Origin of the sequence: Coprococcus sp. AF19-8AC, assembly GCF_003603115.1 — a bacterium.
Lineage (GTDB): Bacteria > Bacillota > Clostridia > Lachnospirales > Lachnospiraceae > Coprococcus > Coprococcus aceti.
In genome coordinates, this window is sequence record NZ_QTMI01000001.1 from 379,646 (window position 1) to 405,905 (window position 26,260).

At 42.2% G+C, this 26,260-nt stretch carries 21 protein-coding genes and 1 tRNA gene; 20 read left to right on the forward strand and 2 right to left on the reverse strand.

Annotated elements, in window-relative coordinates:
- The first annotated feature begins 46 nt into the window (after positions 1-46).
- From topA to DWX57_RS01775, 13 genes are all read left to right on the forward strand, one after another.
- Positions 47-2,131, forward strand: coding sequence for a type I DNA topoisomerase (topA, locus tag DWX57_RS01715; RefSeq protein ID WP_055223980.1), 2,085 nt, complete (start codon positions 47-49; stop codon positions 2,129-2,131).
- Positions 2,132-2,452: 321 nt separating this feature from the next.
- Positions 2,453-3,217 (forward strand): GTP-sensing pleiotropic transcriptional regulator CodY, encoded by a 765-nt coding sequence (gene codY, locus DWX57_RS01720; protein ID WP_022216094.1) that lies wholly within the window; start codon positions 2,453-2,455, stop codon positions 3,215-3,217.
- 38 nt (positions 3,218-3,255) lie between these two features.
- A complete protein-coding gene (locus DWX57_RS01725; protein WP_118649229.1) occupies positions 3,256-4,464 on the forward strand; it encodes a DUF6115 domain-containing protein in 1,209 nt (402 codons plus the stop codon).
- A 19-nt stretch (positions 4,465-4,483) separates the two neighbouring features.
- Complete coding sequence (locus DWX57_RS01730; RefSeq protein ID WP_120122925.1) at positions 4,484-5,230, forward strand: hypothetical protein; 747 nt, start codon at positions 4,484-4,486, stop codon at positions 5,228-5,230.
- A 30-nt stretch (positions 5,231-5,260) separates the two neighbouring features.
- Positions 5,261-6,076: a hypothetical protein gene (locus DWX57_RS01735; RefSeq protein WP_117548783.1), complete on the forward strand. Its 816-nt coding sequence runs from the start codon at positions 5,261-5,263 to the stop codon at positions 6,074-6,076.
- A gap of 208 nt (positions 6,077-6,284) precedes the next feature.
- On the forward strand, positions 6,285-7,019 hold the full coding sequence (rpsB, locus tag DWX57_RS01740) for a 30S ribosomal protein S2 (protein ID WP_015533520.1): 735 nt from the start codon (positions 6,285-6,287) through the stop codon (positions 7,017-7,019).
- A gap of 182 nt (positions 7,020-7,201) precedes the next feature.
- A complete protein-coding gene (gene tsf / locus DWX57_RS01745) occupies positions 7,202-8,281 on the forward strand; it encodes a translation elongation factor Ts (protein WP_022216097.1) in 1,080 nt (359 codons plus the stop codon).
- Positions 8,282-8,414: 133 nt separating this feature from the next.
- A complete protein-coding gene (locus DWX57_RS01750) occupies positions 8,415-8,876 on the forward strand; it encodes a response regulator transcription factor (protein ID WP_120122926.1) in 462 nt (153 codons plus the stop codon).
- Positions 8,877-8,934: 58 nt separating this feature from the next.
- Positions 8,935-9,627, forward strand: a complete 693-nt coding sequence (locus DWX57_RS01755; RefSeq protein WP_120122927.1) for an ATP-binding protein — start codon at positions 8,935-8,937, stop codon at positions 9,625-9,627.
- A gap of 400 nt (positions 9,628-10,027) precedes the next feature.
- Entirely contained in the window at positions 10,028-13,237 is a 3,210-nt protein-coding gene (locus tag DWX57_RS14505) for a glycosyl hydrolase 53 family protein (RefSeq protein WP_120122928.1), read from the forward strand.
- Between the two features lie 198 nt (positions 13,238-13,435).
- Positions 13,436-14,893: an NCS2 family permease gene (locus tag DWX57_RS01765; RefSeq protein ID WP_022216101.1), complete on the forward strand. Its 1,458-nt coding sequence runs from the start codon at positions 13,436-13,438 to the stop codon at positions 14,891-14,893.
- Positions 14,894-14,994: 101 nt separating this feature from the next.
- Positions 14,995-15,066 (forward strand) — tRNA-Arg (locus DWX57_RS01770).
- Positions 15,067-15,113: 47 nt separating this feature from the next.
- Positions 15,114-16,166, forward strand: a complete 1,053-nt coding sequence (locus DWX57_RS01775; RefSeq protein WP_118649226.1) for a hypothetical protein — start codon at positions 15,114-15,116, stop codon at positions 16,164-16,166.
- A gap of 48 nt (positions 16,167-16,214) precedes the next feature.
- On the opposite strand, the gene DWX57_RS01780 is transcribed toward DWX57_RS01775, so the two are convergent.
- Positions 16,215-16,679, reverse strand: a complete 465-nt coding sequence (locus tag DWX57_RS01780; RefSeq protein ID WP_118016656.1) for an Lrp/AsnC family transcriptional regulator — start codon at positions 16,677-16,679, stop codon at positions 16,215-16,217.
- Positions 16,680-16,993: 314 nt separating this feature from the next.
- Here DWX57_RS01780 and DWX57_RS01785 point away from each other — a divergent pair, with 314 nt between their 5' ends.
- The 3 genes from DWX57_RS01785 to metA are packed head-to-tail and all read left to right on the forward strand — an operon-like array spanning position 16,994 to position 20,714.
- A complete protein-coding gene (locus DWX57_RS01785; RefSeq protein ID WP_120122929.1) occupies positions 16,994-17,698 on the forward strand; it encodes a pseudouridine synthase in 705 nt (234 codons plus the stop codon).
- A 35-nt stretch (positions 17,699-17,733) separates the two neighbouring features.
- Positions 17,734-19,770, forward strand: coding sequence for an NAD-dependent DNA ligase LigA (gene ligA / locus DWX57_RS01790; RefSeq protein ID WP_120122930.1), 2,037 nt, complete (start codon positions 17,734-17,736; stop codon positions 19,768-19,770).
- A gap of 35 nt (positions 19,771-19,805) precedes the next feature.
- Positions 19,806-20,714 carry a homoserine O-acetyltransferase MetA gene (gene metA, locus DWX57_RS01795; RefSeq protein WP_120122931.1) on the forward strand — a complete coding sequence of 303 codons (909 nt, stop codon included), beginning with the start codon at positions 19,806-19,808 and terminating at the stop codon, positions 20,712-20,714.
- Positions 20,715-20,973: 259 nt separating this feature from the next.
- Here metA and DWX57_RS01800 read toward each other — a convergent pair whose 3' ends face one another.
- Positions 20,974-21,294 carry a helix-turn-helix domain-containing protein gene (locus tag DWX57_RS01800; protein WP_118649224.1) on the reverse strand — a complete coding sequence of 107 codons (321 nt, stop codon included), beginning with the start codon at positions 21,292-21,294 and terminating at the stop codon, positions 20,974-20,976.
- Positions 21,295-21,447: 153 nt separating this feature from the next.
- On the opposite strand from DWX57_RS01800, the gene DWX57_RS14010 reads away from it, so the two are divergent.
- The 4 genes from DWX57_RS14010 (at position 21,448) to DWX57_RS01815 (ending at position 26,257) form a co-directional block, all read left to right on the forward strand.
- Entirely contained in the window at positions 21,448-21,621 is a 174-nt protein-coding gene (locus tag DWX57_RS14010; RefSeq protein ID WP_165852744.1) for a hypothetical protein, read from the forward strand.
- Positions 21,622-21,736: 115 nt separating this feature from the next.
- Positions 21,737-24,727 carry a hypothetical protein gene (locus tag DWX57_RS01805; RefSeq protein ID WP_133300864.1) on the forward strand — a complete coding sequence of 997 codons (2,991 nt, stop codon included), beginning with the start codon at positions 21,737-21,739 and terminating at the stop codon, positions 24,725-24,727.
- Between the two features lie 266 nt (positions 24,728-24,993).
- On the forward strand, positions 24,994-25,194 hold the full coding sequence (locus DWX57_RS01810) for a hypothetical protein (RefSeq protein WP_118016652.1): 201 nt from the start codon (positions 24,994-24,996) through the stop codon (positions 25,192-25,194).
- A gap of 136 nt (positions 25,195-25,330) precedes the next feature.
- A complete protein-coding gene (locus DWX57_RS01815) occupies positions 25,331-26,257 on the forward strand; it encodes a DUF932 domain-containing protein (RefSeq protein WP_120122933.1) in 927 nt (308 codons plus the stop codon).
- Positions 26,258-26,260: the final 3 nt, after the last annotated feature.

The window sequence follows — 26,260 nt, forward strand, 5'->3', positions numbered from 1 at the left end:
TGGGATGATAAGAATTACAGGAAACCTACAGAAAGGACAGATAGCTATGGCAAAAAATCTTGTTATTGTTGAGTCTCCGGCTAAAGCTAAGACAATAAAAAAGTTTCTTGGATCAAACTATGAGGTGATTGCTTCGAATGGCCATGTGAGAGATCTGCCAAAGAGTCAGATGGGAATAGACGTCGATAATGATTTCGAGCCCAAATATATCACTATAAGGGGTAAAGGTGATATCCTTGCCGCTCTGAGAAAAGCGGTTAAGAAGGCCGACAAGATCTATCTCGCAACTGACCCGGACCGTGAGGGAGAGGCTATATCCTATCATTTGATGAAAGCACTTAAGCTGGAGAATAAGGATTACAAGAGAATTACGTTCAATGAGATCACAAAGAATGCGGTAAAGAATTCTATAAAGCAGGCAAGGGACATAGACATGAACCTTGTGGATGCCCAGCAGGCGAGACGAGTGCTCGACAGACTTGTTGGTTACAAGATCAGTCCGGTTCTCTGGGCAAAGATCAAGAGAGGTCTTTCTGCCGGACGTGTACAGTCTGTTGCACTCAAGCTCGTGTGTGACAGGGAGAAGGAGATAAATGATTTTATCCCGCAGGAATACTGGACACTGGACGCGAATCTGACTGGCGGCAAGCTCAAGAAGCCTATCACGTTCAAGTTTACCGGAGATGGTAAGAATAAGGAAGAGATATCAGGCAGAGCGGCACTCGATGAGATACTCAGCGGTCTTCAAGATGGAGAGTACGTTGTAAAGTCCATAAAAGAGAGTGAGAGAAACAAGAAGGCACCGCTGCCATTTACAACAAGTACGCTGCAGCAGGAGGCTTCATCGAAGCTCAATTTTGCGACATCCAAGACGATGAGGATCGCACAGCAGCTCTATGAGGGAGTTGATATCAAGGGCCGTGGAACGATAGGTCTCATAACATACCTGAGAACAGATTCCACTAGAATATCAGAGGAAGCAGTTGCTGCTGCTGACAAATATATAACGGACAATTTCGGTGATATATATATTGGCGATTCAAATGGACGCGCCAAGACAGACAAGAAGATACAGGATGCTCATGAGGCTATCAGACCTACAGATGTGACTCTGTCACCGGTCATGGTAAAGGAACAGCTCTCAAGGGATCAGTTCAGACTGTATCAGCTCATATATAATCGTTTCCTTGCAAGCCAGATGGCGGGGGCGGTATATTCTGTCAAGAGTGTAAAGGTAAGCTGCGGCGATGCGACATTCCAGACATCCGCATCAAAGATAGCATTTGACGGATTCCTTGCTGTATACAATCTGGACAATGACAGAGGAGAGACAGTTGCGGGAATCAACAATCTTGCTGAGGGCGATGTGCTGGAGCTTGACGGCTTTGAGGAGAAACAGCATTTTACACAGCCGCCTGCAAGATATACAGAGGCATTGCTTGTCAAGACATTGGAGGAGCTTGGAATTGGAAGACCAAGTACCTATGCTCCAACCATATCGACCATACTTGCGAGAAGATATATAACGAAGGAACAGAAGAAGTTATATGTGACAGCCATAGGTGATGCGGTTAACCAGAGCATGGAGCAGGCGTTCCCGGTTATCATAGATGTGAATTTCACGGCTAACATGGAGTCCCTTCTCGATAAGATAGGAGAGGGAACCGTGGACTGGAAAGTGGTTGTCCGCAATTTCTATCCGGATCTCGACGAGGCGGTGAAGAAGGCGGAGGCAGAACTTGAGTCCATCAAGATAGAGGATGAGGTGTCCGAGGAAGTGTGTGACGTGTGCGGACGAAACATGGTCATCAAGTATGGTCCTCACGGCAAATTCCTAGCGTGTCCTGGATTCCCTGAGTGCAGATTTACAAAGCCGTTCTACGAGAAGATAGGTGTTACCTGTCCTAAGTGTGGCGGAGACGTGGTCATCAAGACGACGAGAAAGGGCAGAAGATACTATGGATGTATCAATGCACCTGAGTGTGATTTCATGTCATGGGCAATGCCAAGCAATGAGAAATGCCCTGAATGTGGAAAGTACATGATAGTAAAGGGCAATAAGCTGGTATGTTCAGATCAGGAGTGTGGTTATACCTGCAACAACAAGGCGGCGGAGACTGCTGATAAATAATTAAGATATAAGATATGTGACAGACAGATTCCTAATTGGAGACAATTAGTGAATTTGTCTGTTTTTTTGTTGAATTGTAGAAAAATTAAAAGAAGTGTATGGTTGTCATAATTATTAAAATTGTGTCGAAAAAAAGACTGACCACTATATGTTGTGGCTGAAAAATCCAGTAAAATCAACACTTTCTTAAATCTTTGTTTTTATGACAACTTTACATAAAATATGGTTGTTATGTCAATCTTGTTGTGGTAGAATCACAAATAGTCATAATATTTCGAGCAAAAGATACTTTTTGTTACATAAAAAAATGGAGGATAACTTATGAGTGTACAATTGTTAGATAAAACACGAAAAATCAACAAGTTATTGCACAATAACAATTCACATAAGGTTGTTTTTAATGACATTTGTGATGTGCTCAGCGACATTCTTGCTTCAAACGTGATGGTAATAAGCAAGAAGGGCAAGATACTCGGACTCAAGAACAGAGAGGATATTCCGGAGATCCATGAGCTCATTGAGGGTAAGGTAGGAAGTCTCATAGACAACATGCTCAACGAGCGTCTTCTTCTCGTCCTGTCCACTAAGGAGAATGTTAATCTGACGACACTTGGATTTGATGGAAAGGATATAGACAAGTATCATGGTCTGCTCCTTCCTATTGATATAGCAGGAGAGAGACTTGGAACTCTGTTTCTGTACAGACTTCAGACTGAGTACGATATAGATGACATCATTCTTGGCGAATATGGAACCACCGTTGTGGGACTTGAGATGATGCGGGCGCTCAATGAGGAGAATGCTGAGGAAAACCGCAAGCTGGCCATAGTGAGATCAGCGATCAACACTCTGTCGTTTTCAGAGCTGCAGGCGATCAAACACATTTTTTCCGAGCTTGACGGCGAAGAGGGAATACTGGTGGCAAGCAAGGTCGCAGACAGGGTAGGCATAACAAGATCGGTTATAGTGAACGCACTCAGAAAGTTTGAGAGCGCAGGTGTTATCGAGGCGAGATCATCGGGAATGAAGGGCACGTACATAAAAGTGCTGAATGATGTGGTGTTTGATGAACTGAAGAATGCCTGAGAACAGAATTATAAATACATCGAAAAGGAGAGACATATATGATACCGGCAATAGTGACATTGATAGTAGGTGTAGCGATAGTGATAGTAAGCTTTTTCCTTACTGACGGTCCAAAAGAGAATACAGAGAATTCTGTGATGGATGAGAGCAGGGAGAATCTGGAGAAGAAGCTTGATGAGTATTGTGACAGCCTTGTAGAGAAGAAGAAGAATGAGCTGAAGAAACAGGGCGAAGCTGTGAAATCAGACATGAAAAAGGGCCTTGATGAGGTCAGGGAGTCATCGAAAAAAGAGCTTGCTGAGATGAGAGAGAGTTCAAAGAAGGAAATGAGTGAGCTCATGGACAGCACAAGGAAGGAGCTGGATGAATTCAGAGCCGGCACAGTCAAGGCAAATGAGACAGCCCAGGCTGATACCCAGAAGAAGATAGATGATGCAGTCAAAGCATACGAGGAGGGTATAGAGGCTGCAAAGAAGAAGATGCAGACAGAGCTTGAGGCTTGTGAGAAACAGTTGTCAGAGAAGGCCAAGAAGCAGATGATAGATTACATCAACCAGAGCCTTAAGGATGCATACGAGGCATATGATCCGGATGACACCAGCGAGAAAGAGCCTGTGACATACGATGAGCCTGAGACTGTAGAGACTTCCGAGTCAGAGCCTGCGGAGGCAGATAACGGATCAGAGAAGACTGAGCCGGATGCAGAGAAAGCTCAGTCAGAAAATGATTCTCAGGCAGCAGATAAGACAGAGACAGCAGATGGAGCTGAGACTAAAGCTGATGCTGAAGCAGAAGATGACGTAAAGACAGACGGTATCGCTGACAATGATAAGTCGGAGACATCCGAGGGTGAAGCGCAGAAAGAGAATACCGAGTCAGAGAGCAGCACTGAGGCTGCTGCAGATGCAGAGGCTGCCGAGAAAGCAGTCAGTGTGGAGGATGCACCGGTAACAGACAGTGCATTTACAGTGGTAGAGGCTGAAAATCCTGAGAAGGCAGCCGCAGCAATCGCTGAGAATAACAATGCTGCCAGATCTAGAAACAATCGTTCAAAGAAGAGAAAAAAGAAGAAAGCCGCTCAGAACAAGGTTGTTGATATATGGGATGAAGGCACAGATGTAGAGTCACAGGTTGCAGACCTGCACAAGAAGGGACTCAGCATCATGGAGATCGCAAACAAACTTGGAATAGGAGTTGGAGAGGCTAAGGTTATGATAGACAAGATCAATGAGGCTGACAAACAGTAATCAGTCCGGGAGGTAAGCTATGTATAAAAAAAGTTATTTCAGAGGCCTTGGTACAGGGCTGGTGATAGGAGCACTTACCATGACTGTTGCGTTTAATTTTGGAAATGCCGGAAAAACTGATTCAGGTCAGGGCAAGACGGCGGTCGTAAGTCAGCAGCAGGATAAGAGCACAGAGGATTCTTCCACAGAGACGACAACAGAGAAGAAGACCGAGGATAAGACGACAGAAAAGACAACGATAGAGAAAGTAACCACGGAAAAGAATGCCAATGCCGATAAGACTACAACAGAGACAGGCAAGTCAGAAAATGGCAAGAGCGATGCAGAGAGCGGCAGTGGAAGCAACAGTGGTACGACCGGAAGCTCCGACAAGTCAAATGGAACCGGCACAACAGATAACAACGGAGGCCTTTCTGATAAGACAGAGAGAGTTCCATCTGCCAAGGACAACGGCTATACAGAGGATAAGAATTCGCAGACCGGTTCAGGAAGCAGCACAAATAAGACTACCGAGGCGGCGACAGAGGCTGTGAAAGCGAGTGCCATCAAGTATGACAATGGCGGCGGAGAGATCACATTTGGAGCCGGCACATCAGCATACGAGATATGCCAGTTGCTTGGACAGATAGGCATCAGGGATGCAGATGAGTATTACGACTGGCTGCTCAGGTCAGGATATTCAGGCAGTCTTGTGCCTGGAACATATACATTCACCGGCAATGAGACAAATGGCGGAATAGTATGGATACTATTAGGTAATCAGTAAAGATACGAGAAAAGGGAGGAGTAATCAATTATGGGAGACAATATGAATAATGAGGAGATGGGATATCCGGGACAGCGTTTCAGTGCGGGTAGTGGTAGTAGTAGTATGGATCCGTTTGCGCCAAATCCGGCAGCCTTGCAGTATGTACCGAATGAATTTGGAATAACTCACAGTGAGACCAGTCCTATGTACCGGTATAACAATCCGGCTGAACCGGATTGTGGAGCTGCCTCACAGACGGACAACTATTATCCGAGACAGCAGTACGGTCAGAATCATCAGTATGGCCAGAACCAGATGTATGGTCAGAATCCACAGTATGGACAGAACCAGATGTATGGACAGAGTCAGCCATATGGCCAGGGCTACGATCAGGAGACTATGAATCCACAGGGGAAAAAAGCAAAGAGTTCCGGATCAAATGTTCTGGCAGGACTGGTAGGAGCGTTTCTTGGATCACTGGTCGGAGTTGTGCTCTGGCTTGTTGTGTATAAGCTTGGTTATATCGCAGGCATATCAGGAGCGGTTATGGTCATATGTGCCATGATGGGGTACAACAAGTTTGGAAAGAAACTTGACCTGAAGGGCATAATAATCTGCGTAGTGTTGTGTATAGGAATGATATACATTTCAGAGAGACTGAGTGTCAGCATGGAATTATATCAGGAATTTAGTGATTATGGATATGATGTGAGCTTCTTTGACTGTTATAAGAGTATGTATGATGTGCTGGATGCTGCAGATACTATGAGTTCATTCTGGGGTGAGCTTGCGGTCGGTTATCTTCTGTTTGTTGTAGCCAGTGTTTCATATATAATAAACAGCATCAGGACAAGAGCAAAATAGAACACGGACCGGCAGACAGAATACTTCTTATAAAACATATATTTTCAGAAAAAAGTGCTTGAATGCACTTTTTTTTTGTGTTACAATGTCGATTGCGTGAGTGCGCATAACAAATATACATGCTGGTTGATAGTTGGCGTGGTGCCTGTGCTCGGGTGGTCCAAAGAGTTGATGCCGGCAGAAGATTTTAACCATGGAGGTAGAAAAAATGAGCGTTATTTCAATGAAGCAGTTATTAGAGGCAGGTGTACATTTCGGACACCAGACAAGAAGATGGAACCCTAAGATGAAGCCATACATCTACACAGAGCGTAATGGTATCTACATCATCGATCTTCAGAAGTCAGTAGGAATGGTTGACGATGCTTACAATGCAATCGGTGATTGTGTTGCAAACGGTGGAACAATCCTTTTCGTTGGTACAAAGAAGCAGGCTCAGGACTCAATCAAGAGCGAGGCAGAGCGTTGCGGTATGTACTATGTAAATGAGAGATGGCTTGGAGGTATGCTTACAAACTTCAAGACAATCCAGACAAGAATCGCTACTCTTAAGAAGTACGAGGAGATGGAGCAGGACGGTACATTTGACGTTCTTCCTAAGAAGGAAGTTATCCAGATCAAGAAGGAGATGGAGAAGCTCGAGAAGAATCTTGGCGGTATCAAGAACATGAAGAGAATCCCAGACATGATCTTCGTTGTTGATCCTAAGAAGGAGAGAATATGTATCCAGGAGGCTCAGTCACTTGGAATTAAGCTTGTTGGTATCGCTGATACAAACTGTGATCCAGAGGAGCTTGATTATGTAATCCCTGGTAACGACGACGCTATCAGAGCTGTAAAGCTTATCGTTTCAAAGATGGCAGACGCTGTTATCGAGGCTCAGCAGGGTGTTGATGCTGATTCAGTAGATGAGGCAGAGGCTGAGGAGGCTGCAGAGGAGTAATCTGTAGTTGATATTGATCATCATTGATTATAATTAATAAATGATTATAAAAGGTAACGGGGTAATATAAAAAGTATTATCCCGTGACTTTTAAAGAGACATATACAGGCTGAAAAAGCTTTAATAAAACGACATAACCATTATTATGATATGTCAATATTCAAATTTGGAGGTAAAATAAGATGGCAATCACAGCAGCTCAGGTTAAAGAGTTAAGAGAGCTCACAGGTGCCGGTATGATGGATTGCAAGAAGGCACTTGCAGAGACTGATGGTAATATGGAAGCAGCAGTAGATGTACTTCGTAAGAGCGGTGCAGTTAAGGCTGAGAAGAAGGCAAGCAGAATCGCAGCAGAGGGTATCTGCCGTGCAGCAGTTAATGGTACAACAGGTGTTGTTGTAGAGGTTAACTCAGAGACAGACTTCGTTGCTAAGAACGAGATATTCCAGACATTTGTTCAGCAGATCGCTGATCAGGCACTTGCTTCATCACTTGTTGGTGGCAAGGATGGCGAGGATGTTGAGGCACTTCTCGGAGAGAATGGTCTTAAGGAAGCCCTTGTTGATAAGACAGCAACAATCGGAGAGAAGTTATCATTCCGTAGATTCCAGAAGCTTTCAGGCGATGTAGTAGTTGACTACTTACACGGCAATGGAAGAATCGGTGTTATCGTAGCTGGTAACGGCGCAAGCGATGACGCTGCTAAGGAAGCACTCAAGAACGTAGCTATGCAGATCGCAGCTATGAACCCACAGTACATCAGCAGAGCTGATATCTCAGCAGACGCTATGGCTAAGCTTAAGGAGATCACAGTTGACAGTGCACTTAATGCACCTGATACACTTCCAAAGCCAATCCTTAACAAGCTTATCGCAAAGGCTGTTGACGGCGTATGGAGCGCAGAGGATGTAGCTATCTACGAAGAGAAGAAGAGCAATATGAACTTCTTATTCAACTTCCTTTCAAAGGAGGCAAAGGCACAGCTTGCAGAGCTTGCTATCGCTGATAAGGATGTTATCGTTGCAGATAAGATCTTCAATGGTCTTGTTGAGGGACGTATCTCAAAGCAGGTTAAGGAGATCAGCCTTCTTGATCAGGTATACGTTAAGGCTGAGGATGGCAAGCAGACAGTTGCCAAGTACCTTGAGTCAGTTAACAAGGATCTCAAGATTGCCAGCTTCGTTCGTTTCGAGGTTGGAGAGGGAATGGAGAAGAAGAACGAGGACTTTGCAGCCGAGGTTGCTAAGCAGATGAACGTTTAATCATATCCCGTATCTGAATATATGAATAATTGCCTTGCGGTTGGCTTTTGAGCTGGCCGTGAGGCTTTTTTATTGTCTGTTTCTGCTGAAATCCGGCACTGTATAAAATATAATCTATGTAATTGCGGTTCAGATGATCGCAAACGAGCTGAGTAACGAGCAGGGACACATAGAATCGGCATCCGGGCTTTGGGTCGACCTTATGCCTGACGGTGTGGAGGCTGCAAAGAGGATAAGAATGCTGCCGGGTGAGGAGGCAACGAGGATTCCGATCATAGTCCTCACGGCCAAGGCTGAGACTGATGACAAGATCAACGGCCTTGATCTGGGGGCGGACGATTATCTTGCAAAGCCATTTGAGACAAAAGAACTCCTGGCAAGGATACGCGCGATAACCAGAAGAAAGAGTGAGGCGGTCAGCACGGAGATGAAGTATGGCGACTGCACGTTAAACAGCCTGAATTATGAGCTCAGTTCATCTGGTGGAAGCGTAAAGCTGCAGAACAAGGAATATCAGATCATGGAACTGCTGATGGCAAATCAGAATGCGATAATATCAGCAGAGCTTATGATGGAGAAGATATGGGGCTGTTGAGTCCTACAGTCTTGACAATATAGCTGCTGTTGATGAATCGGAAGCCGAGTCGTATGCTTTGAAGATACTTGGGGACGGTTCAGACAGTGGATTTACGGATATATACAGATACAGGGTAGCGGACTGTGAGGATGGAACCAGGATAATATTTGTCGACTGCCGTCAGGAGCTGGAGTCGTTCAGAAATACGTTGGTATACAGTGTAGGAGTGTCACTTCTGGGATTCCTTGCGGTGTTCATGCTGGTGCTGTTCTGGTCAAAGAAGATATTCAAGCCGGTGGCTGAGAGTTATGCCAAGCAGAAGCGGTTTATCACCGATGCAAGCCATGAGATCAAGACACCCCTAACCATCATAGATGCAAATACCGAGGTCATAGAGATGGTGAACGGTGAGAGTGAATGGACGAAGAACACCAGGGATCAGGTCAAGAGACTGACAGCGCTCACAAATCAGATGGTGGCTCTCTCCAGACTGGATGAGAATTCCATCAGGCAGCTCATAAGCATACTGGTGGATAACGCCATGAAGTATGCTGTTGAATCAGCGGATATAAGTATATCCTTGAAGCGTGATGGCAGAAAGGTGAAGTTTGTTCTCAAAAACCTCACAGATGGCATGGAAGAGGGCTCTCAGGATATATTGTTTGAGAGATTCTATAGACCTGACAGCTCAAGAAATTCGGAGACCGGAGGTTCGGGAATAGGACTTTGTGACGGGGATGGATACATCACATTCCAGGTTACATTATAGAATAATACAGTGTGTATACGTTAAAACGCTCTGTTCATGATATGAAGTTTACATAACATATCATGGACAGGGCGTTTTCTTTGTGTAAGCGTTGGAATTTATTGTGCATATTTGAAAATACATAACATAATATTATTCTGTTGCGCACAAAATTGCACACAAATTGCGCTTAAGTTGCGCTTCAGCATATACAAAATACACAAATAATTCCTAAAAACATTGTCTACAAGCGACATGGTAACCAGAACTCAAATATGTTAATATATCAGTATGAGGACAAACGGTTGCGCAACTGTTGATCAACATTATTATTGCAAGGAGGAATCCTTGTGATAATGCAGACGCCGCGCGGAGCGCATTGGGATGCGTCTGCGTAATAATACTTATTAGGAGGGCATATATGAGAAGAAAGAGAATTGTAAGGCAGATTGGCTGTGCAGTTCTTGCAGGAGCGCTTATGGTAGGGCAGATCTTTGGATCTGGAGCCTCACTGATAACAGCGAAGGCTGCGGAGAGCTGGGTGGACACACTCAAGGTTGCAAATGGCGATTTTGAAACAGGTGACAGCAGTAACTGGACTATAGAGAGTGAATCGGGAGCTGAGCTTGTTGTAAAAAACGGTGGAAGTAATGTAAACTCCACATATTATCTTAATATCTGGGCTTCAGATGCGGCTGATGTCAGCATCACACAGACTGTAGTGGCTGTTCCTGCGGGAACATACAAGCTGGAGTATGATGTCGAGGGCGATGCACAGGATACAGGACTCACAGTATCTGTCGCTGATAAGTCACAGGCTGTTGGAGCCACGACCGGATGGGATGCATGGGCGACAAATGAGACAGAAGAGTTCGTTCTTGAGGATACAACTGATGTCAGCATTTCATTCAAGGGCAGTCTTGCCAAGGGATATTGGGGCAAGATAGACAATGTAAAGCTCTGCAAGCTTACAGACGAGGAAGATGTAGTTGAGCCTGTGGAGGCTGGAATATATGTGGACCGCGTGAGTGATCTCACATACACAGATCTGAACGGAGAGAAGCAGTCATTTATCGAGGGTGTAGACGTATCATCCTATGTGTCACTGAAGAACAGTGGAGTTAAGTATTATGACTTCGATGGCAATGACCTTGACGATATCGGATACTTCAAGTTCCTTGCTTCATGTGGAATAAATTATGTTCGTGTCCGTGTATGGAATGATCCATATGATGCAGACAAAAACGGTTACGGCGGCGGTAACAATGATTTGGAGACAGCCAAGAAGATCGGACAGTATGCAACAGCAGCCGGAATAAAGCTTCTTGTGGATTTCCATTATTCAGATTTCTGGGCTGATCCAGGTAAGCAGCAGGTGCCAAAGGCTTGGGCTGACTTTACTCTTGACGAGAAGGTAGCTGCAGTTAAGTCATACACATCGGAGAGCCTTAAGACTCTGCTCGATGCTGGCGTTGATGTGGGTATGGTTCAGATCGGAAATGAGACGACCAACGGAATATGCGGTGAGACATCAAAGAACTGGGAAAACATGGCAAAGATCTTCAGTGCCGGAAGCGAGGCGGTGAGAGCCATCGACAAGAATATCCTTGTTGCCATCCATTTCACCAATCCTGAGAGAAGTGGCAATTACGCAAATTTTGCAAAGAGACTTAATACATACAATGTAGACTACGATGTATTTGCATCATCATACTATCCTGTATGGCATGGCACACTTGACAACCTCACATCAGTTCTCAAGAATGTGGCTGACACATACGGCAAGCTGGTAATGGTAGCAGAGACATCATGGGCATACACACTGGATGACGGAGATGGACATGACAACACCGTGAGAAAGGGCGTAAATGACTCAACAACCTACGACATATCAGTTCAGGGACAGGCAAATGAGATCAGCTCAGTTATCAAGGCTGTAAAGAATACAGGTTCATCAGGAATCGGTGTATTCTACTGGGAGCCTGCATGGCTTCCTGTAAATGTGTATGATTCATCTGCAGAGAATGCAGCAGACGTCCTTGCAGCCAACAAGGAGGCATGGGAGAAGTACGGTTCAGGCTGGGCTTCATCATACGCAGGAGAGTACGACGCAGCAGACGCCGGCAAGTGGTACGGCGGTTCAGCAGTTGACAACCAGGCACTGTTTGACTTCACAGGACACCCACTTGAGTCGCTCAAGACATTTGCCTATGTTCACACAGGAACAAAGACAAAGAGAGAGGTAGTCTCAATAACAGTTGATGATGTTGAAATCGAGATAACAGATATTGCAAATGTAGCTCTGCCGACTGCAGCAACAGTAGCTTACAATGATGGCAATTCAGAGAGCGCAGACATCACCTGGGAGGATGGAGCACTTGAGAAGGTAAAGAACTACGGTGCAGGAACATGTACTGTAAAGGGAACTGTGACAGTAAATGATGAGACTGTCGAGGTTCAGTGCAATGTAACAATATTAAAGGAGAACATTCTTGTAAATCCTGGATTTGAGTCAGGAAATGAGGGCTGGACGATCACTGATACCAGCAAGGGACTTGCAATAAAGACAAAGGAAGACTACAGAAACGGAGCATACTGTGCACATTACTACAATGCTTCAGATTTCACATATGACATGTATCAGACCATCACACTTGAGCCGGGCGAGTATGTGTTCAGCGCATATATTCAGGGCGGTGCAAATGGAGACAATGATGTATACGAGGTATATGCAAAGGCAGGAGACACAGAGCTTGCATCAGCTTCAGCAGTTCCACAGGGATGGAAGATATGGCAGCATCCTGAGATCAGATTTACAGTGGAAGAGACAACAGAGGTTGTTGTCGGAATGAGAGCAACCGCATCAGGTAAGGCATGGGGAACATGGGATGACGCATATCTCTACAAGGATGCGGATATCACACCGACACCGGATCCGGATCCAACACCGGACCCAGATCCAACACCAGACCCAGATCCGACACCGGACCCGGATCCAACACCAGATCCAATACCAACACCGGATCCAGATCCAACACCAGACCCAACTCCTTCTATTGATACAAACAAGAATGGTCTTGTGAAGGAGAATGGAAAGACCTACTTCTATAAGAAGGGCGTGGTTCAGGAGAATTACACAGGATTTGTCAAGAGTGCTGGAGTCAACTACTATGTTGTAAATGGCGTGGTAAAGACAGGATACAAGGGACTTGTAAAGAGCCCTAAGACGGGAAAAACATATCTTGTAAAGAATGGCAAGATTTATACAGCATACACAGGTTTCTACAGAAATTCAAAGGGACAGCAGTGTCTCATAATAAAGGGCAAATTTGCAGAGAGCAAGACAGCCCTTGTCAGAAGCACTAAGAATAAGAAGTATTACTATGTAAAGAAAGGTATAATCCAGTCAGGTTATACAGGCTTCTTCAAGAGTACCACAACAGGTGCTAAATGCTATATCTACAAGGGTGTATTCCAGTCAGGCAAGACGGGAATAGTAAAGAGTCCTAAGAATCACAAGAACTACTATGTGAAGAAGGGCAAGATCGCCACAGAAGTTACCGGTATAGTTAAGATATCAGGTTCAAGATATAAAGTAGTGAGAGGTCTTGTTGTCAAAAAAGTAAAATAGTACAGAGTAATACATATATACGATAGTCCGATTGGGGAATACCCGGCCGGACTATTTTATTATTTGTTTATATGTTATTTAATTTTTGTAAGAAACATTAAGAAATTATTTAAAAGTAGTTGAAAAAGTATCATTAAGTGATATAGAATGGATAAGTATTTGTTTATATTATACTAAAACGAGAAAAGGAGAGTAATCATGGACAAATTCTTCAAAATCTCAGAGCGTGGGTCTACAATCAAGACCGAGATCATGGCAGGACTTACAACATTCTTCGCCATGGCATACATCGTTCTGGTCAATCCAAATCAGGTTGCAGGAGAAGGCAGCAATGGCTGGCTGGCAGGGGCAGTTCCAGACATGGCTGGTGAGCTTGGTACAGTATGGAATGCTGTATTCATCGCATCTATTCTTGTTGCAATAGTGGGAACACTTCTCATGGCGTTCCTCGCGGACATGCCATTTGCACAGGCCTGCGGAATGGGACTTAACTCATTCTTCTGTACTATCTTTGTAGCTGGTGCAGCATTTGCAGGTGTGAGTGTTATCAGAGGTTATCAGGCAGGTCTGGTAATAGTATTGATATCAGGTCTCGTATTCCTGATCCTTTCAGTGACAGGACTCAGAAAGTACATTGCAGTTGCAATGCCTGAGTGCCTTAAGAAGTCAATTCCGGCAGGTATTGGTCTGTTCATAGCTCTTATCGGACTGAAGAATGCAACACTTATCCAGGACAACCCATATACATTTGTTCAGTTCTTTGATTTTCACGGTGTGATCACAAGCGCTGGCAGCACAAAGGAGGCTATTGCACAGATCGCACCTCCTATAGTAGCATTTGTAGGATTTATAATAATTGCGATCCTTGCAAAGCTTAATGTAAAGGGTAACATTATCATAGGTATCCTTGCATCTACAGTATTATATTATGTTATGATGCTTCAGGCACCTAACTTTGATTTCTCATCGATCGGACAGTCATTCAAGGATTTCGGTTCAGTCGGATTCCTCGGAGTGTTCCAGGGACAGGCATGGAAGGATGCATTCTCTGCTGAGTATATCGGCGGTGTGTTCTCAGCAATCATGCTTGTTGTCAGCTTCTGTCTGGTAGATATGTTTGATACCATCGGAACTCTCTATGGTGCAGCTTCCCAGGCTAATATGCTTGACGAGAAGGGTGACCCAATGAAGCTTGACGAGTGTATGATGTGTGACTCTATAGGTACTGTATCAGGAGCTATTCTCGGTACATCAACATGTACAACATTTGTAGAGTCAGCTTCAGGTATTGCTGCAGGTGGTAGAACAGGTCTTACAAGTTTGGTTACAGCACTCTGCTTTGCAGTATGTCTGTTCCTCAGCCCTGTTGCCAACATCATTCCATCATGTGCAACAGCACCAGCACTTATCTTCGTAGGTGTACTTATGGCTAAGAACTTTGCAAAGGTTGATATGGAGGATATGCGCTCAGCAGTTCCTGCATTCGTGACATTCCTTATGATGCCACTGACATACTCTATTTCAAATGGTATCGGTCTTGGCGCTATCACATATGTTCTTATCACACTGTTCACAGGCAAGTATAAGAAGCAGGATATCGTAGTGACAATTATTGCACTCTTATTCATAGTAAAATTCGTTTCGGTAACTATGTAATTATTTAGTGACACAAGAGAATTCAAAGCGTTCCCGCATATAAGTGCGGGGACGTTTTTTTATTTGCCAAAGTGAGTTTTTTGTAGTATCATACCAACTGTGTACCAGTAGCCAATCGGATACGGCAATGGCCTCCGGAGCCATGACGGGCGGTTCGACTCCGCCCTGGTACGCTTTTTTATACTCTGATATTTATTTCGTAAAAGGATGATATGCAGTGATGAAGAAGAAAAAGAATTTGGAAGCGGAAGAACAGAATATAGAAAATGAAGAGCCGGAGTTGGATGGGAAATCAGAGATCGGTGGAGATTCAGAGACAGATGATGACTTAGATGACGGTGAAGATCCGGAGTCAGACGATGAATCGGATGACAGTGGAGACTCGGGATTAGATGATGACTTAGATGACAGTGAAGATTCGGAGCTGGCTGATAACTCAGAGCCCGGCGGAGCTTCAGAGGTTGAGGAGACCCCGGCGAGACAGAAAAGGCCGTATGAGGATTATGTCATAGAAGATCCTGAGGATATGGATGATGCACCGGATACCGGAGATATGTTCGATGATGAGGAGCTGTATGGCGATGACGATTATTTTGCCGAAGAGAAGGCAAAGACGCGGAAAGGCCGAAGAAGATCCAGACATGGCGGGATCTCTGGTGGCGTTCTTGTCTTGCTGTGGGCGGTATTTCTGATACTTGTCGGAGTCTATGTGTATGTATTTTTTATAAACGATAAGCTGTTCACAGAGGACATAACCGGAAGAGATAACACGGTGAGACTGGAGATACCAGACGGAGCAAATTACAGGCTGTGTACGATCGATGAGATAAATCAGCTAGTGAACAATTATCTTTTGGCGAGAACAAAGGCAGATCAGACGACACTTCAGAGACTGGTCACAGATCCGTCGGAATTTGACGACATGAAGAGCATTGAGATAGCAGCGGAGTATATAACGGCGTACAACAAGACCACCTGTTATATAGCCAACGGATATACCGCAGATTCGTATATCGTGTACGAATTATCCAATCTGATGATAAAGGATGTCAACTCGGAACCGCTCGATATAAGGTCGTTATATGTGACGAAACAGTCAGATGGAAGCTACAAGATCAACAATTCGGCTTTGTCTGACAAGGAGAGCTCGTATATCAACACCATCAACTCATCTGGTGATATACAGGCGATATATGAACATGTAAAAGAAAACAATGATTATCTGCTTAGAACGGATGAGACATTTAGAAAGTTCCAGAATATGTATAATTAAAGAAAACGCAGGCTTTATGCCTGCGTTTTCTGCTGAACAGCTATTTTGTTACATAGCCTCTGAAGAGTCTACAGTATCTGTGTCGATCAAAACCCCTCTGGTAGGAACCGGTGTGGAGAATACTATCTGTGTCTCTGTGCTGCCAAATCTCTGGAGCTGTCCGATAAATGAGTCGAGATCCATGGTATTAGGAAAGCAGACCTTCATGAGCATGGAGTGCGCACCGGTCACACAGTTGCATTCCAGTACATTTGGACATGCTTCAACAAATGGATAGAAGGTTGGCTTCTGTTTTGGATCAAGAGCCATGTGTATAAATGCTGTGATGTGATATCCGAGAGCCTCATGGTTGATGCTTGCGTGATATCCGGTCAGTATTCCTGCTTTCTCAAGTCTCTCTATTCTTGCTGAAACTGCCGGCGAAGAAAGGAAGACTTTGTTGGCCAGATACTTGAGTGGGGTTCTGGCGTTGCCCTGTAAAAGATGAATGATTTTTCTGTCGATGTTATCCATAATATGCACTTCCTTTTCCTAAAATAAAAAAAGGTGCGTTTCCGAAGAAACACACCTTTGCGTTTGCTTAAATATACATTAATTGATAAAAAAAATCAAGGACTTTTACAAAATTAATTTAACTGAATCTTTGCTGTGGGTTATACATGGTGTGATGAATGGTTCACAAAATGAAAAATAAATGGTATGATGGTTCTGCATATTGGTTAGAATTTACTGGCCTTGGTCTGGCTGATACATGGTGTATGCTGACCAGAAATTAGAATGTGAGATATGTATTAACAATATAGGAAAATAATAACAGAGGAAAGATTATGGCGGATGGAATAAGACTTAACAAATATCTCAGCGAGGCGGGCGTGTGCTCAAGGCGCGCTGCGGATACACATATAGAGAATGGAAAGGTTACGATCAACGGAGAGACTGCAGTCATGGGTCAGAAGGTCATGCCCGGGGATGTGGTGACATTCATGGGCAGGAAGGTTCAGCAGAAGGATAGGACAGTGATCCTGGCATATAATAAGCCGATAGGACTTACCTGTACAGCGAGTAAGGCTGATCCAGACAATATATTTGATCACATAGATTATCCGATCAGACTTCAGTACGTGGGAAGGCTGGACAAGGACTCCCAGGGTCTACTTCTTCTGACAAATGATGGTGACCTGTCAAATGCCATCCAGAAGTCGGTGAACAACCACGAGAAGGAATACAGAGTGCGGGTGAACCGTGAGATAACAGAGGACTTCATCAGGAAGATGTCGGATGGAGTGCCTATACTTGATACAGTGACAAAGAAATGTAAGGTGCGAAAGATAGATGACAGGTCATTCATGATAGTGCTGACACAGGGCCTCAACAGGCAGATCAGACGAATGTGTGATGCATTGGGCTACAGGGTAGTGAACCTGAAGAGAGTCAGGGTCTGCAACGTGAAGCTTGGCAATATGAGACCTGGAGAGTTAAGGGAGCTCAGCCGCGAGGAAGAGGCAGAGCTGAGACGGATCATGGGGATGTAGTAGAGAGTGTATATAGGATTTTTTGTGGGGTGTGTATGGAAGATATTAGTAGAAATACCAGTGAAAATATTAAAGAAAATAATGACATCAGTAGCAATAACGATAATGGCAAGATAACCAGAATTAAAGAACTTGTAAAGCAGCTCAACGATGCTGCAAAGAAATATTATATGGAAGATACAGAGATCATGAGCAATCTGGAATATGATGCTCTGTACGATGAGCTGAGTGCCCTGGAGAAAGAGACCGGGATGGTCATGAGCAACAGCCCGACGGTCAAGGTAGGATATGAGGTGAAGAGTAAACTTCCTAAGGTATCACATGAGCATCCTATGAAGTCATTAGATAAGACCAAGGATGTTGGAGCTCTTGCATCATGGTTGGGTAGCTATAAGGGTGTCATATCCTGGAAGATGGACGGACTTACTATTGTTCTCACATATGAAAATGGAGAATTAAATAAAGCTGTAACTCGTGGAGATGGAAATGAAGGCGAATTGGTTACGAACAATGCAAAGGTATTTGCAAATGTACCTCATCACATCCCGTACAAGGGCAAGCTGACGATCAGAGGCGAGGCGGTCATCAAATACTCGGATTTCAATGCGATAAATGAGAAGATAACGGATGCGGAATCTAAGTACAAGAACCCGCGAAATCTGTGCAGCGGCTCAGTGAGACAGCTCGATAACAAGATAACAAAAGAGAGAAATGTACATTTCTTCGCTTTTAATTTAGTGGACGGTGAGGATGTGGACTTCCACAATTCATTCAAATATCAGCTTGACTGGTTGGAGCAGCAGGGATTTACCGTGGTAGAACACTACCTGACAGACTCGGCGGCACTTCCTGATAAGGTGAGGAAATTTTCAGAGAAGATAACGGAGAATGACTTCCCATCGGATGGTCTGGTACTCATGCTGGATGATCTGGCATACGGAAGGAGCCTGGGAACCACAGCCAAGTTCCCGCGAAATGCCATGGCGTTCAAATGGGCGGATGAGGAGGCAATCACCCATCTACGCTATGTGGAGTGGAGTCCATCAAGAACCGGGCTCATCAACCCGGTCGCTGTATTTGATCCGGTGGAGCTTGAGGGAACAACAGTCAGCCGTGCCAGCATACACAACGTCAGCATACTTAAGTCATTGGCACTGGGCGAAGGTGATGAGATCTCTGTGTACAAGGCGAATATGATCATTCCGCAGATTGCAAGGAACCTAACCATGAGCGGTAACGTGGTCATACCGGCTGCGTGTCCTGCATGCGGAGGAGAGACTGAGATAGTGAGGGAGGAAGGCGGTGCAGCGTCAGGAGTTGAGACTCTGTACTGCACAAACCAGTTTTGCCCTGCGAAGAAACTCAAGTCATTTTCACACTACGTGTCCAGAAATGCGTTGAATATAGACGGACTCTCAGAGGCGACCATAGAGAAGTTCATAGATGAGAAGATCCTCGAGGAGCTTCCTGATCTGTATAAGCTTGCGGCTCACAGAGAACATATAGTTGAACTTGAGGGATTTGGCGAGAAGTCGTACAACAAGCTTGTGGCTGCGGTGGACGCATCCAGACAGACGAACATGTGGCGTCTTGTCAATGGTCTCGGCATTGCAAATGTCGGAGAGGCGACAGCCAAGCTCATGGCCAAGCATTTTGCAAATGATATGGATGCCATGGAGAAGGCAGATGTGTCAGCATACGTTGAGATAGACGGAATCGGTCAGGTTATAGCAGAGGATATAGTCAGATACTTTGAAAATGAGAAGAATTGTGCTATCATAGATAGGTTGATGGCTGAGCTTACGTTTGTGGATGAGACATCTGATACGGAGCAGGATCTGGCGGGCAAGGTGTTCGTCATAACCGGTTCGCTCACCCATTTTGACAACAGAAATCAGCTCAAAGAACTGATAGAGAGCAGAGGAGGTCAGGTTACAGGTTCTGTATCTGCCAAGACCTCATATCTTATAAATAACGATGTGAATTCCACATCATCCAAGAACAAGAAGGCGAAAAGTCTTGATGTGCCTATCATATCTGAGGAGGATTTCTTAGAATTGATTGGACAGTAGAAGTAACTGTAGTAAATGGAAAGGAAATGATAGAGATGCCGATAAGAATAGATGATGATCTGCCGGTTAAGAAAACATTAGAGGACGAGAACATATTTGTCATGGGAACAGGAAGGGCACACAGCCAGGACATAAGACCCCTTGACATTCTGATACTCAACCTCATGCCGCTGAAGGAGGACACAGAGCTGCAGCTCATGCGAAGCTTGTCAAACACCCCACTTCAGGTGAACATCACGCTTCTTAGAACCATGTCCTACGAGTCCAAGAACGTGACAAAGGGACACCTTGACAGATTCTACGAGGATTTTGACAGCGTAAAGAACCGCAAATGGGACGGTTTCATCATAACCGGAGCACCTGTTGAAAAGATGGACTTTGAGAATGTCGACTACTGGGATGAACTCCGCGAGATCATGGATTGGTCCGAGACAAATGTCACATCGACCATGCACATTTGCTGGGGCGCCCAGGCGGGACTCTACTACAGATACGGTGTGCAGAAGTTCGATCTTCCGCAGAAGCTGTCCGGCATATACGAACATCACACCTTCCACAAGAGAACACCGCTTGTCCGTGGCTTTGACGATGTATTTTACGTGCCACATTCAAGATACACGGGCGTATCCAAGGAGGACATTGTAAACAATGAGCACCTTGAGATCGTAGCCGAGTCAGACGTGGCTGGCCCGTACCTCATAATCGGTGACGGCGGTAAGAACATATTTGTCACAGGACATCCTGAGTACGACGTGCTGACCCTCGACCAGGAGTACCACAGAGACCTCGCCAAGGGACTTAATCCACAGATCCCGGTGAATTATTACCCGGACAACGACCCGGAAAAGAAACCAGTGAAGAAGTGGAGATGCCACGCGAATACTTTGTATGCGAATTGGTTGAACTACTATGTTTATCAGCTCACACCGTATAAGTGGGAGTAGCAGCCGCTGAGACCGCATAAAAACTGAGGTTTTAAGCCGAATGCGTTACATATCAATAAAATCATAAATGTATGTAAAATGATGTGATTTTCTGTAATTTTATGATTTTGTGACGATTAATTGGTGTTTTTTCAAAATGCAGATGGTGTTTTTTTAAACGGCGTTAGGCAGGGAAGATATTATATACAAAATTAAAACACAGCACTATGTAGATGAGTGGTAGTTATCTATGTAGTGCTGTGTTTTTCGTTGTAATTTCTTAATCTATAGTATTTAGAAAGGCGAGTAATGCCTCTCTTTGTACAGAGTTGAGTCTATATATTCTGGTTGACAGTGGATCATTGATTAGAACCTTATTATCATCATCAAAAAAATCCCTTAATGAAATGTCAAGTGCTTTGCACAATTGGAAAAGAACTTCTATTGTGGGATTTTTATTACCCATTTCAATATCACGAACATAACTTTGGCTGATCCCTGCAAGATTGGCAAGTTTGTTGGTGGATATCTGCTTCTGTTCACGGAAAAAGCGCAATCTATCTCCAACAGGGTACTCATAAGATTCATGTGTATTTGCCATATATGGAAGCCTCCTATTTATTCTTTATAGAGATAGACTATCAAAGTTTTTGAGATAAAATTACACTTAAAGAGTTGATTAAGTATCGCTATAGCAATATAATATAAAATATGTATTATATAATAACGATTTTATATGAAGGGAGTTATTAACATGATGGCAATAATATGTTTGGTGTTATCAGTAATTTTAACTATAAAAATTGGTAATGTGCTTTTTAAAAATACGATAGGAACTACTTTCGCTTATGCGGTAAGGTACATGTTATTATTTTTTGTAATAATGGTAGTGTTAGCTGGTTTATGCAGAAAAATAGGGTTGATGTAAAAAATACGGAGTTTTTGATATGGATAAACCTATGTGAATATTAAGTATAGATTTATATTTGCCGGTATAGGTGTGAGATAATATGCTAATGCTCCCTCTTTGGGGAATTACAAATATGAACGTTGTGAAATGTAGAATATATTTACTATTGGAGAAGGGTATGTGTGAAGTGGATAAGGATAATAAAGTAAGAGAGTTATTTAAGCTTTTTTTTGGTGATAAAAACATATATGGAAGAGATGTATATATATATGGTGTTGATATGATTCCTGATAGACTGGATGATCTGTTAAAAGACGAATATGAGATTGAGGATGAAGATGAACTATTGTTGGCATTTTATGATAAACAAGGTTTCGTATTAACAACAAAAGGATTTTATTGGAAAGATGTTTACAATGATAATAATATGTGGGAGTTGGAAGATATTTATGATGTTAATAGTGCAAAGAGAATTTTAGCAAATGTGATTTATTTTGTTGGGAATAGTAACAATGTTTCTGAAGATGTTTATCTTACAGGGATTGATAATGTTTATGAGTTTATATTTGCTTTTACAGGTTTTATTAGAAAGCTGGCAGGAAATGAAAAAGAAGATATGAATATGATTGATAAAATAGCAGAAGCTTGTTTGTCGGCACCATTAGAAAAAGCTACAGCATGTGTGTATGGAAATCCAATAAAAAATAATAATTCAAAGCTAAATAAGGTGAAAACATATTTTGGAATACCCGAAGATGAGAAAATTTTTATTATTTTAGATTCTACTATTTTAGGAAATGGTAAATCAGGATTTGCTATTGGAACTGATGGAATATACTATTGTCAATCTAATAAATGTGGAAAAATCACTTGGAATGATTTGAAAAATAAAACAATAAAAAAAGGGTTCAGTTCTATAAAAATTGGTGAATTAGATTTTGTGTGTAATGCCGGAATTGAGCAAACAAGTCTTTATGCCATTTTAAGAAACATAAAATCAGTAGTTAATTTTATTGATGAAAAAGAAGTAAAATCACAAGATAATCATGAAAAATATGTAGGGGATAATTATAATAATACAGAATCTGAAATAACGATAAAGGAAAGTTCTCCAAATGATGTTAGGTTAGTTGCAGAGAAATATTTTTCGGATGATGTATTTGGCGAAAAAATATTTTTATTTGACAAAAATTATGATAGAGATGCTGTAAAGTATATTACAAGACATTATTCTTTAGAAACTATGGAAGATCCATTGTTAATTTTTAATTACAAAGGAGATCATGAGCAAGGTTTTCTTATTACAACTCGCAGAATTATATGGAAATATAGAGGCTTGTCGGGAGAATGGAATATTAAAGACATAGGTGCTGTTGATAGCGCAAAGTTCATGTCATATATTGATTCGATGATGTTAATTGATAAAAATTTATCTAGGTATTCATCTAATATTGTATTGACATATATTCCTGATCCGGAGTTGTTTATTTTTCGATTTGCCTTATTTGTGTCAGAATTAGTTCCTGAATTCTGTGATAATAGCAGATTGGCAACTATATTAAAGTATGCAGCTTGTTCTAATAGTAAGGTAAGCTCATGTGGTATAACATGGAAAAAAATTAATCCACCTAAATATTATCAGGAACAAGATGATAAGCAGAGAGCATATATTAGGGATTATGAAAAGAGAATAAGAGCAAGTTTATTTATTGGTGAAGATGAGACTCTATATGGAGCAAATATAACTAATAATAAAGGTTCTAATTCATACGCTTTTACAGAGTATGGTGTATATTATAAAAATAGCAATGATAACGGTAGATTGGATTGGAATGAATTCAAAAATTCCACTATAAAGATATTGGATAACAACAATATTTCGATTGGAAATATAATATTGGAAGTGGATGGTTCAATTAGGGATTATTATAAACTGTTGTCAAACCTTCAGGATGCAGTTAAGTGGAATTGGACTGAGGTATTTGAAATTGTTAAAACAAAACCTAATATAAGCGCTAATAAAAAATTTATTTTAGATAGCATACCACAGCAAATTGTAAATAAATATGAGGAGGACATTGATGGTATTTCACCTGATGTTGATCCTATAAAGTTTAATGGAGGAAGAAGTGTAAGAATTGACAAACAGGTGGTTGCTTTTAAGGAAGCGATCAATATTGATGCTAAGAAAAATGTATTTTTGATTGTTCCAGGTGGAATCTTTGGTAATTATGGAAAAAAATCAAAAGGTTTTGCTATTGTAGAGGATGGATTTTACTATAGAAATGATTTGGGTAATGTGGGTGTTATCAGTTGGGAGAAATACCTAGAGCAGAAGATATATTTGGATATTTACCTTTATGTTGGAGAGAATGGGTTTAATGTTAGTAGTGCATTCAAACAGCACATTATTAATTTGCTAAAGGCCCTGCAAAAATATATAGCAGAAAACACCAATAGTACTATATGCCATGATATTCCGCCTAAAGATGATAATGAAAAAAAGATTGCTCATAATAAAACTATAACTGATAATGAAAACTTAGATGGCAAAGAAATTACCATAAAGAAAAACGTACTGGAAGAATCAGGGAAAGAAACAGAACATGTGACAATGATATCCTCCACAATTGTTAATAAAGTTGATGACAATGGAGAAAAGATAATAGCTGTTGAGCAACCTGTTGCAGTAGAGCCAGTAAAAATTAACCAGAAAGAACAGGTGACTAAAAATCAAAAGCAAATAGAAGAGCAAAACATTGAAAATAGAGATGTTAATAAAATAGTAGAAGATAGGGTAAATAAGAATCAAAAACAACCAACTCAAAATGTTACAGATCAGGATGACGACGACAGAATACGAAGAGAAGAAATATTAATGACGTTGGCTGAAAAAATAGAAAGAAAAAATACTATAGGTGTAGTATCGTTGATTTTGAGTATTATTGGTTTGGTGACAACATTTATAGTTGTAGGTATTGTTCCAGATGTAATATCTTTAATTCTAAGCGTGGTGGCACTTTCTAAGAAGGGAAAGAAAAAGAAGGCTGCAACGGCAGGTTTGATTATATCACTTATAGGAACCGCTATTTGGATAGCAGAAGCGGTAATACTGGGATTGTGATTATTCCGTAATTTGGTACTTCCTGTTTATATATCATCTATATGATGATAATAAATCATAGAAAACAGGAAGGAGGATGATGAGATATAAACAGGCATACGATAGCAGCTATAGGACTTGCTGTACTTCAGGGAGTGGTTGTGTTTCTGCAGGAAACGGTACTCAGTGGAAAGTCTTAGATAACTACATATTTAATTTTAAGAGAGATGAAGTTGTGTTTTTCATCTCTCTTTTTCTATGCTCATTTTCGGGAAGGGGGTGAGAGTGTGAAAATGCAGCGTAGAGATTTATTAGAACAGGCAGGTCAGTTGATTAATGGAATGAGAAGTCTGTGTCAGCTTTTGGAATGTCCGGGAGTCCCACCGATCACAGAGGATGTCCTTGCGGTATTTGAATGTGTTGATGATGAAGTGCTCCGGCTCATTGATGAAGCAATGAAATTGGATAGCGATGATGACGAGGAATAATCATAAGGAGAAAAGAGTTACATGCAGAAGATTATTATTTCGATACTGTCTACAGTGATTGTTATTTGGAATGAACTACGAGACAGAAATGGAAAGAATAGAGAAGAAAACAAAGGTGAAAGGAGAAAAAAATAATATGGCAGCAAATGTAGAAACGATGTTTAGTGTAAGGGAAAAACCATGGCATGGCCTTGGTGTTGTAGTAGAGGAGGCTCCATCATCAGAGGATGCATTAAGACTTGCCGGACTTGATTGGAGAGTAGTGCAGAAATCATTGTATACAAATTCAGGACTGGTTGATGGGTATAAGGCAAATGTAAGAGAGTCCGATAATACTGTGCTTGGGGTTGTTACAGACAGGTATAAGGTTGTTCAGAATACAGAAGCTTTTGCGTTTACTGATAATCTGCTGGGAGAGGGTGTAAAGTACGAGACGGCCGGATCTCTTCAGGGAGGGAAGAAAGTATGGATTCTGGCAAGGCTTCCGAGGGAGTACATCATGTCTGGAGAGCGAATAACACCATATCTTGTGTTTAGTAATACTAATGATGGTTCGGGAGCTGTGAAGGTTGCAATAACACCAGTGAGAGTTGTTTGTAATAATACATTGAATCTGGCATTAAGCACCGCAAACAGATGTTTCAGTATGGTCCATACAGGTGATATAAAGGGTAAGATTGATGAGGCAAAACAGACTTTGTTTATGGCAGATGAATATATGGAGGCTCTTGGTAATGAATTTGAGAGAATGCGTAGACAGAGGATAACAGATCAACAGGTAAAAGAATACATAGAAATGCTGTTGCCGATAGATCAGAATTCAAGTTCTGTTACTACAAGAAATATAAAAAAGCTTCGTGATGATATGAGAATGAGGTATTATGATGCCCCAGACCTTACACATCTTGGAAATAACGCATATAGATTTATCAATGCGGTATCAGATTTTGCTACTCATGCTAATCCGATAAGAAGGTCAAAGAACTATAATGAAAATCTTTTCATGAAAACATATGAAGGAAATCCTATGATAGATAAGGCTTATCAGCTTTTAGCAGCATAAAAA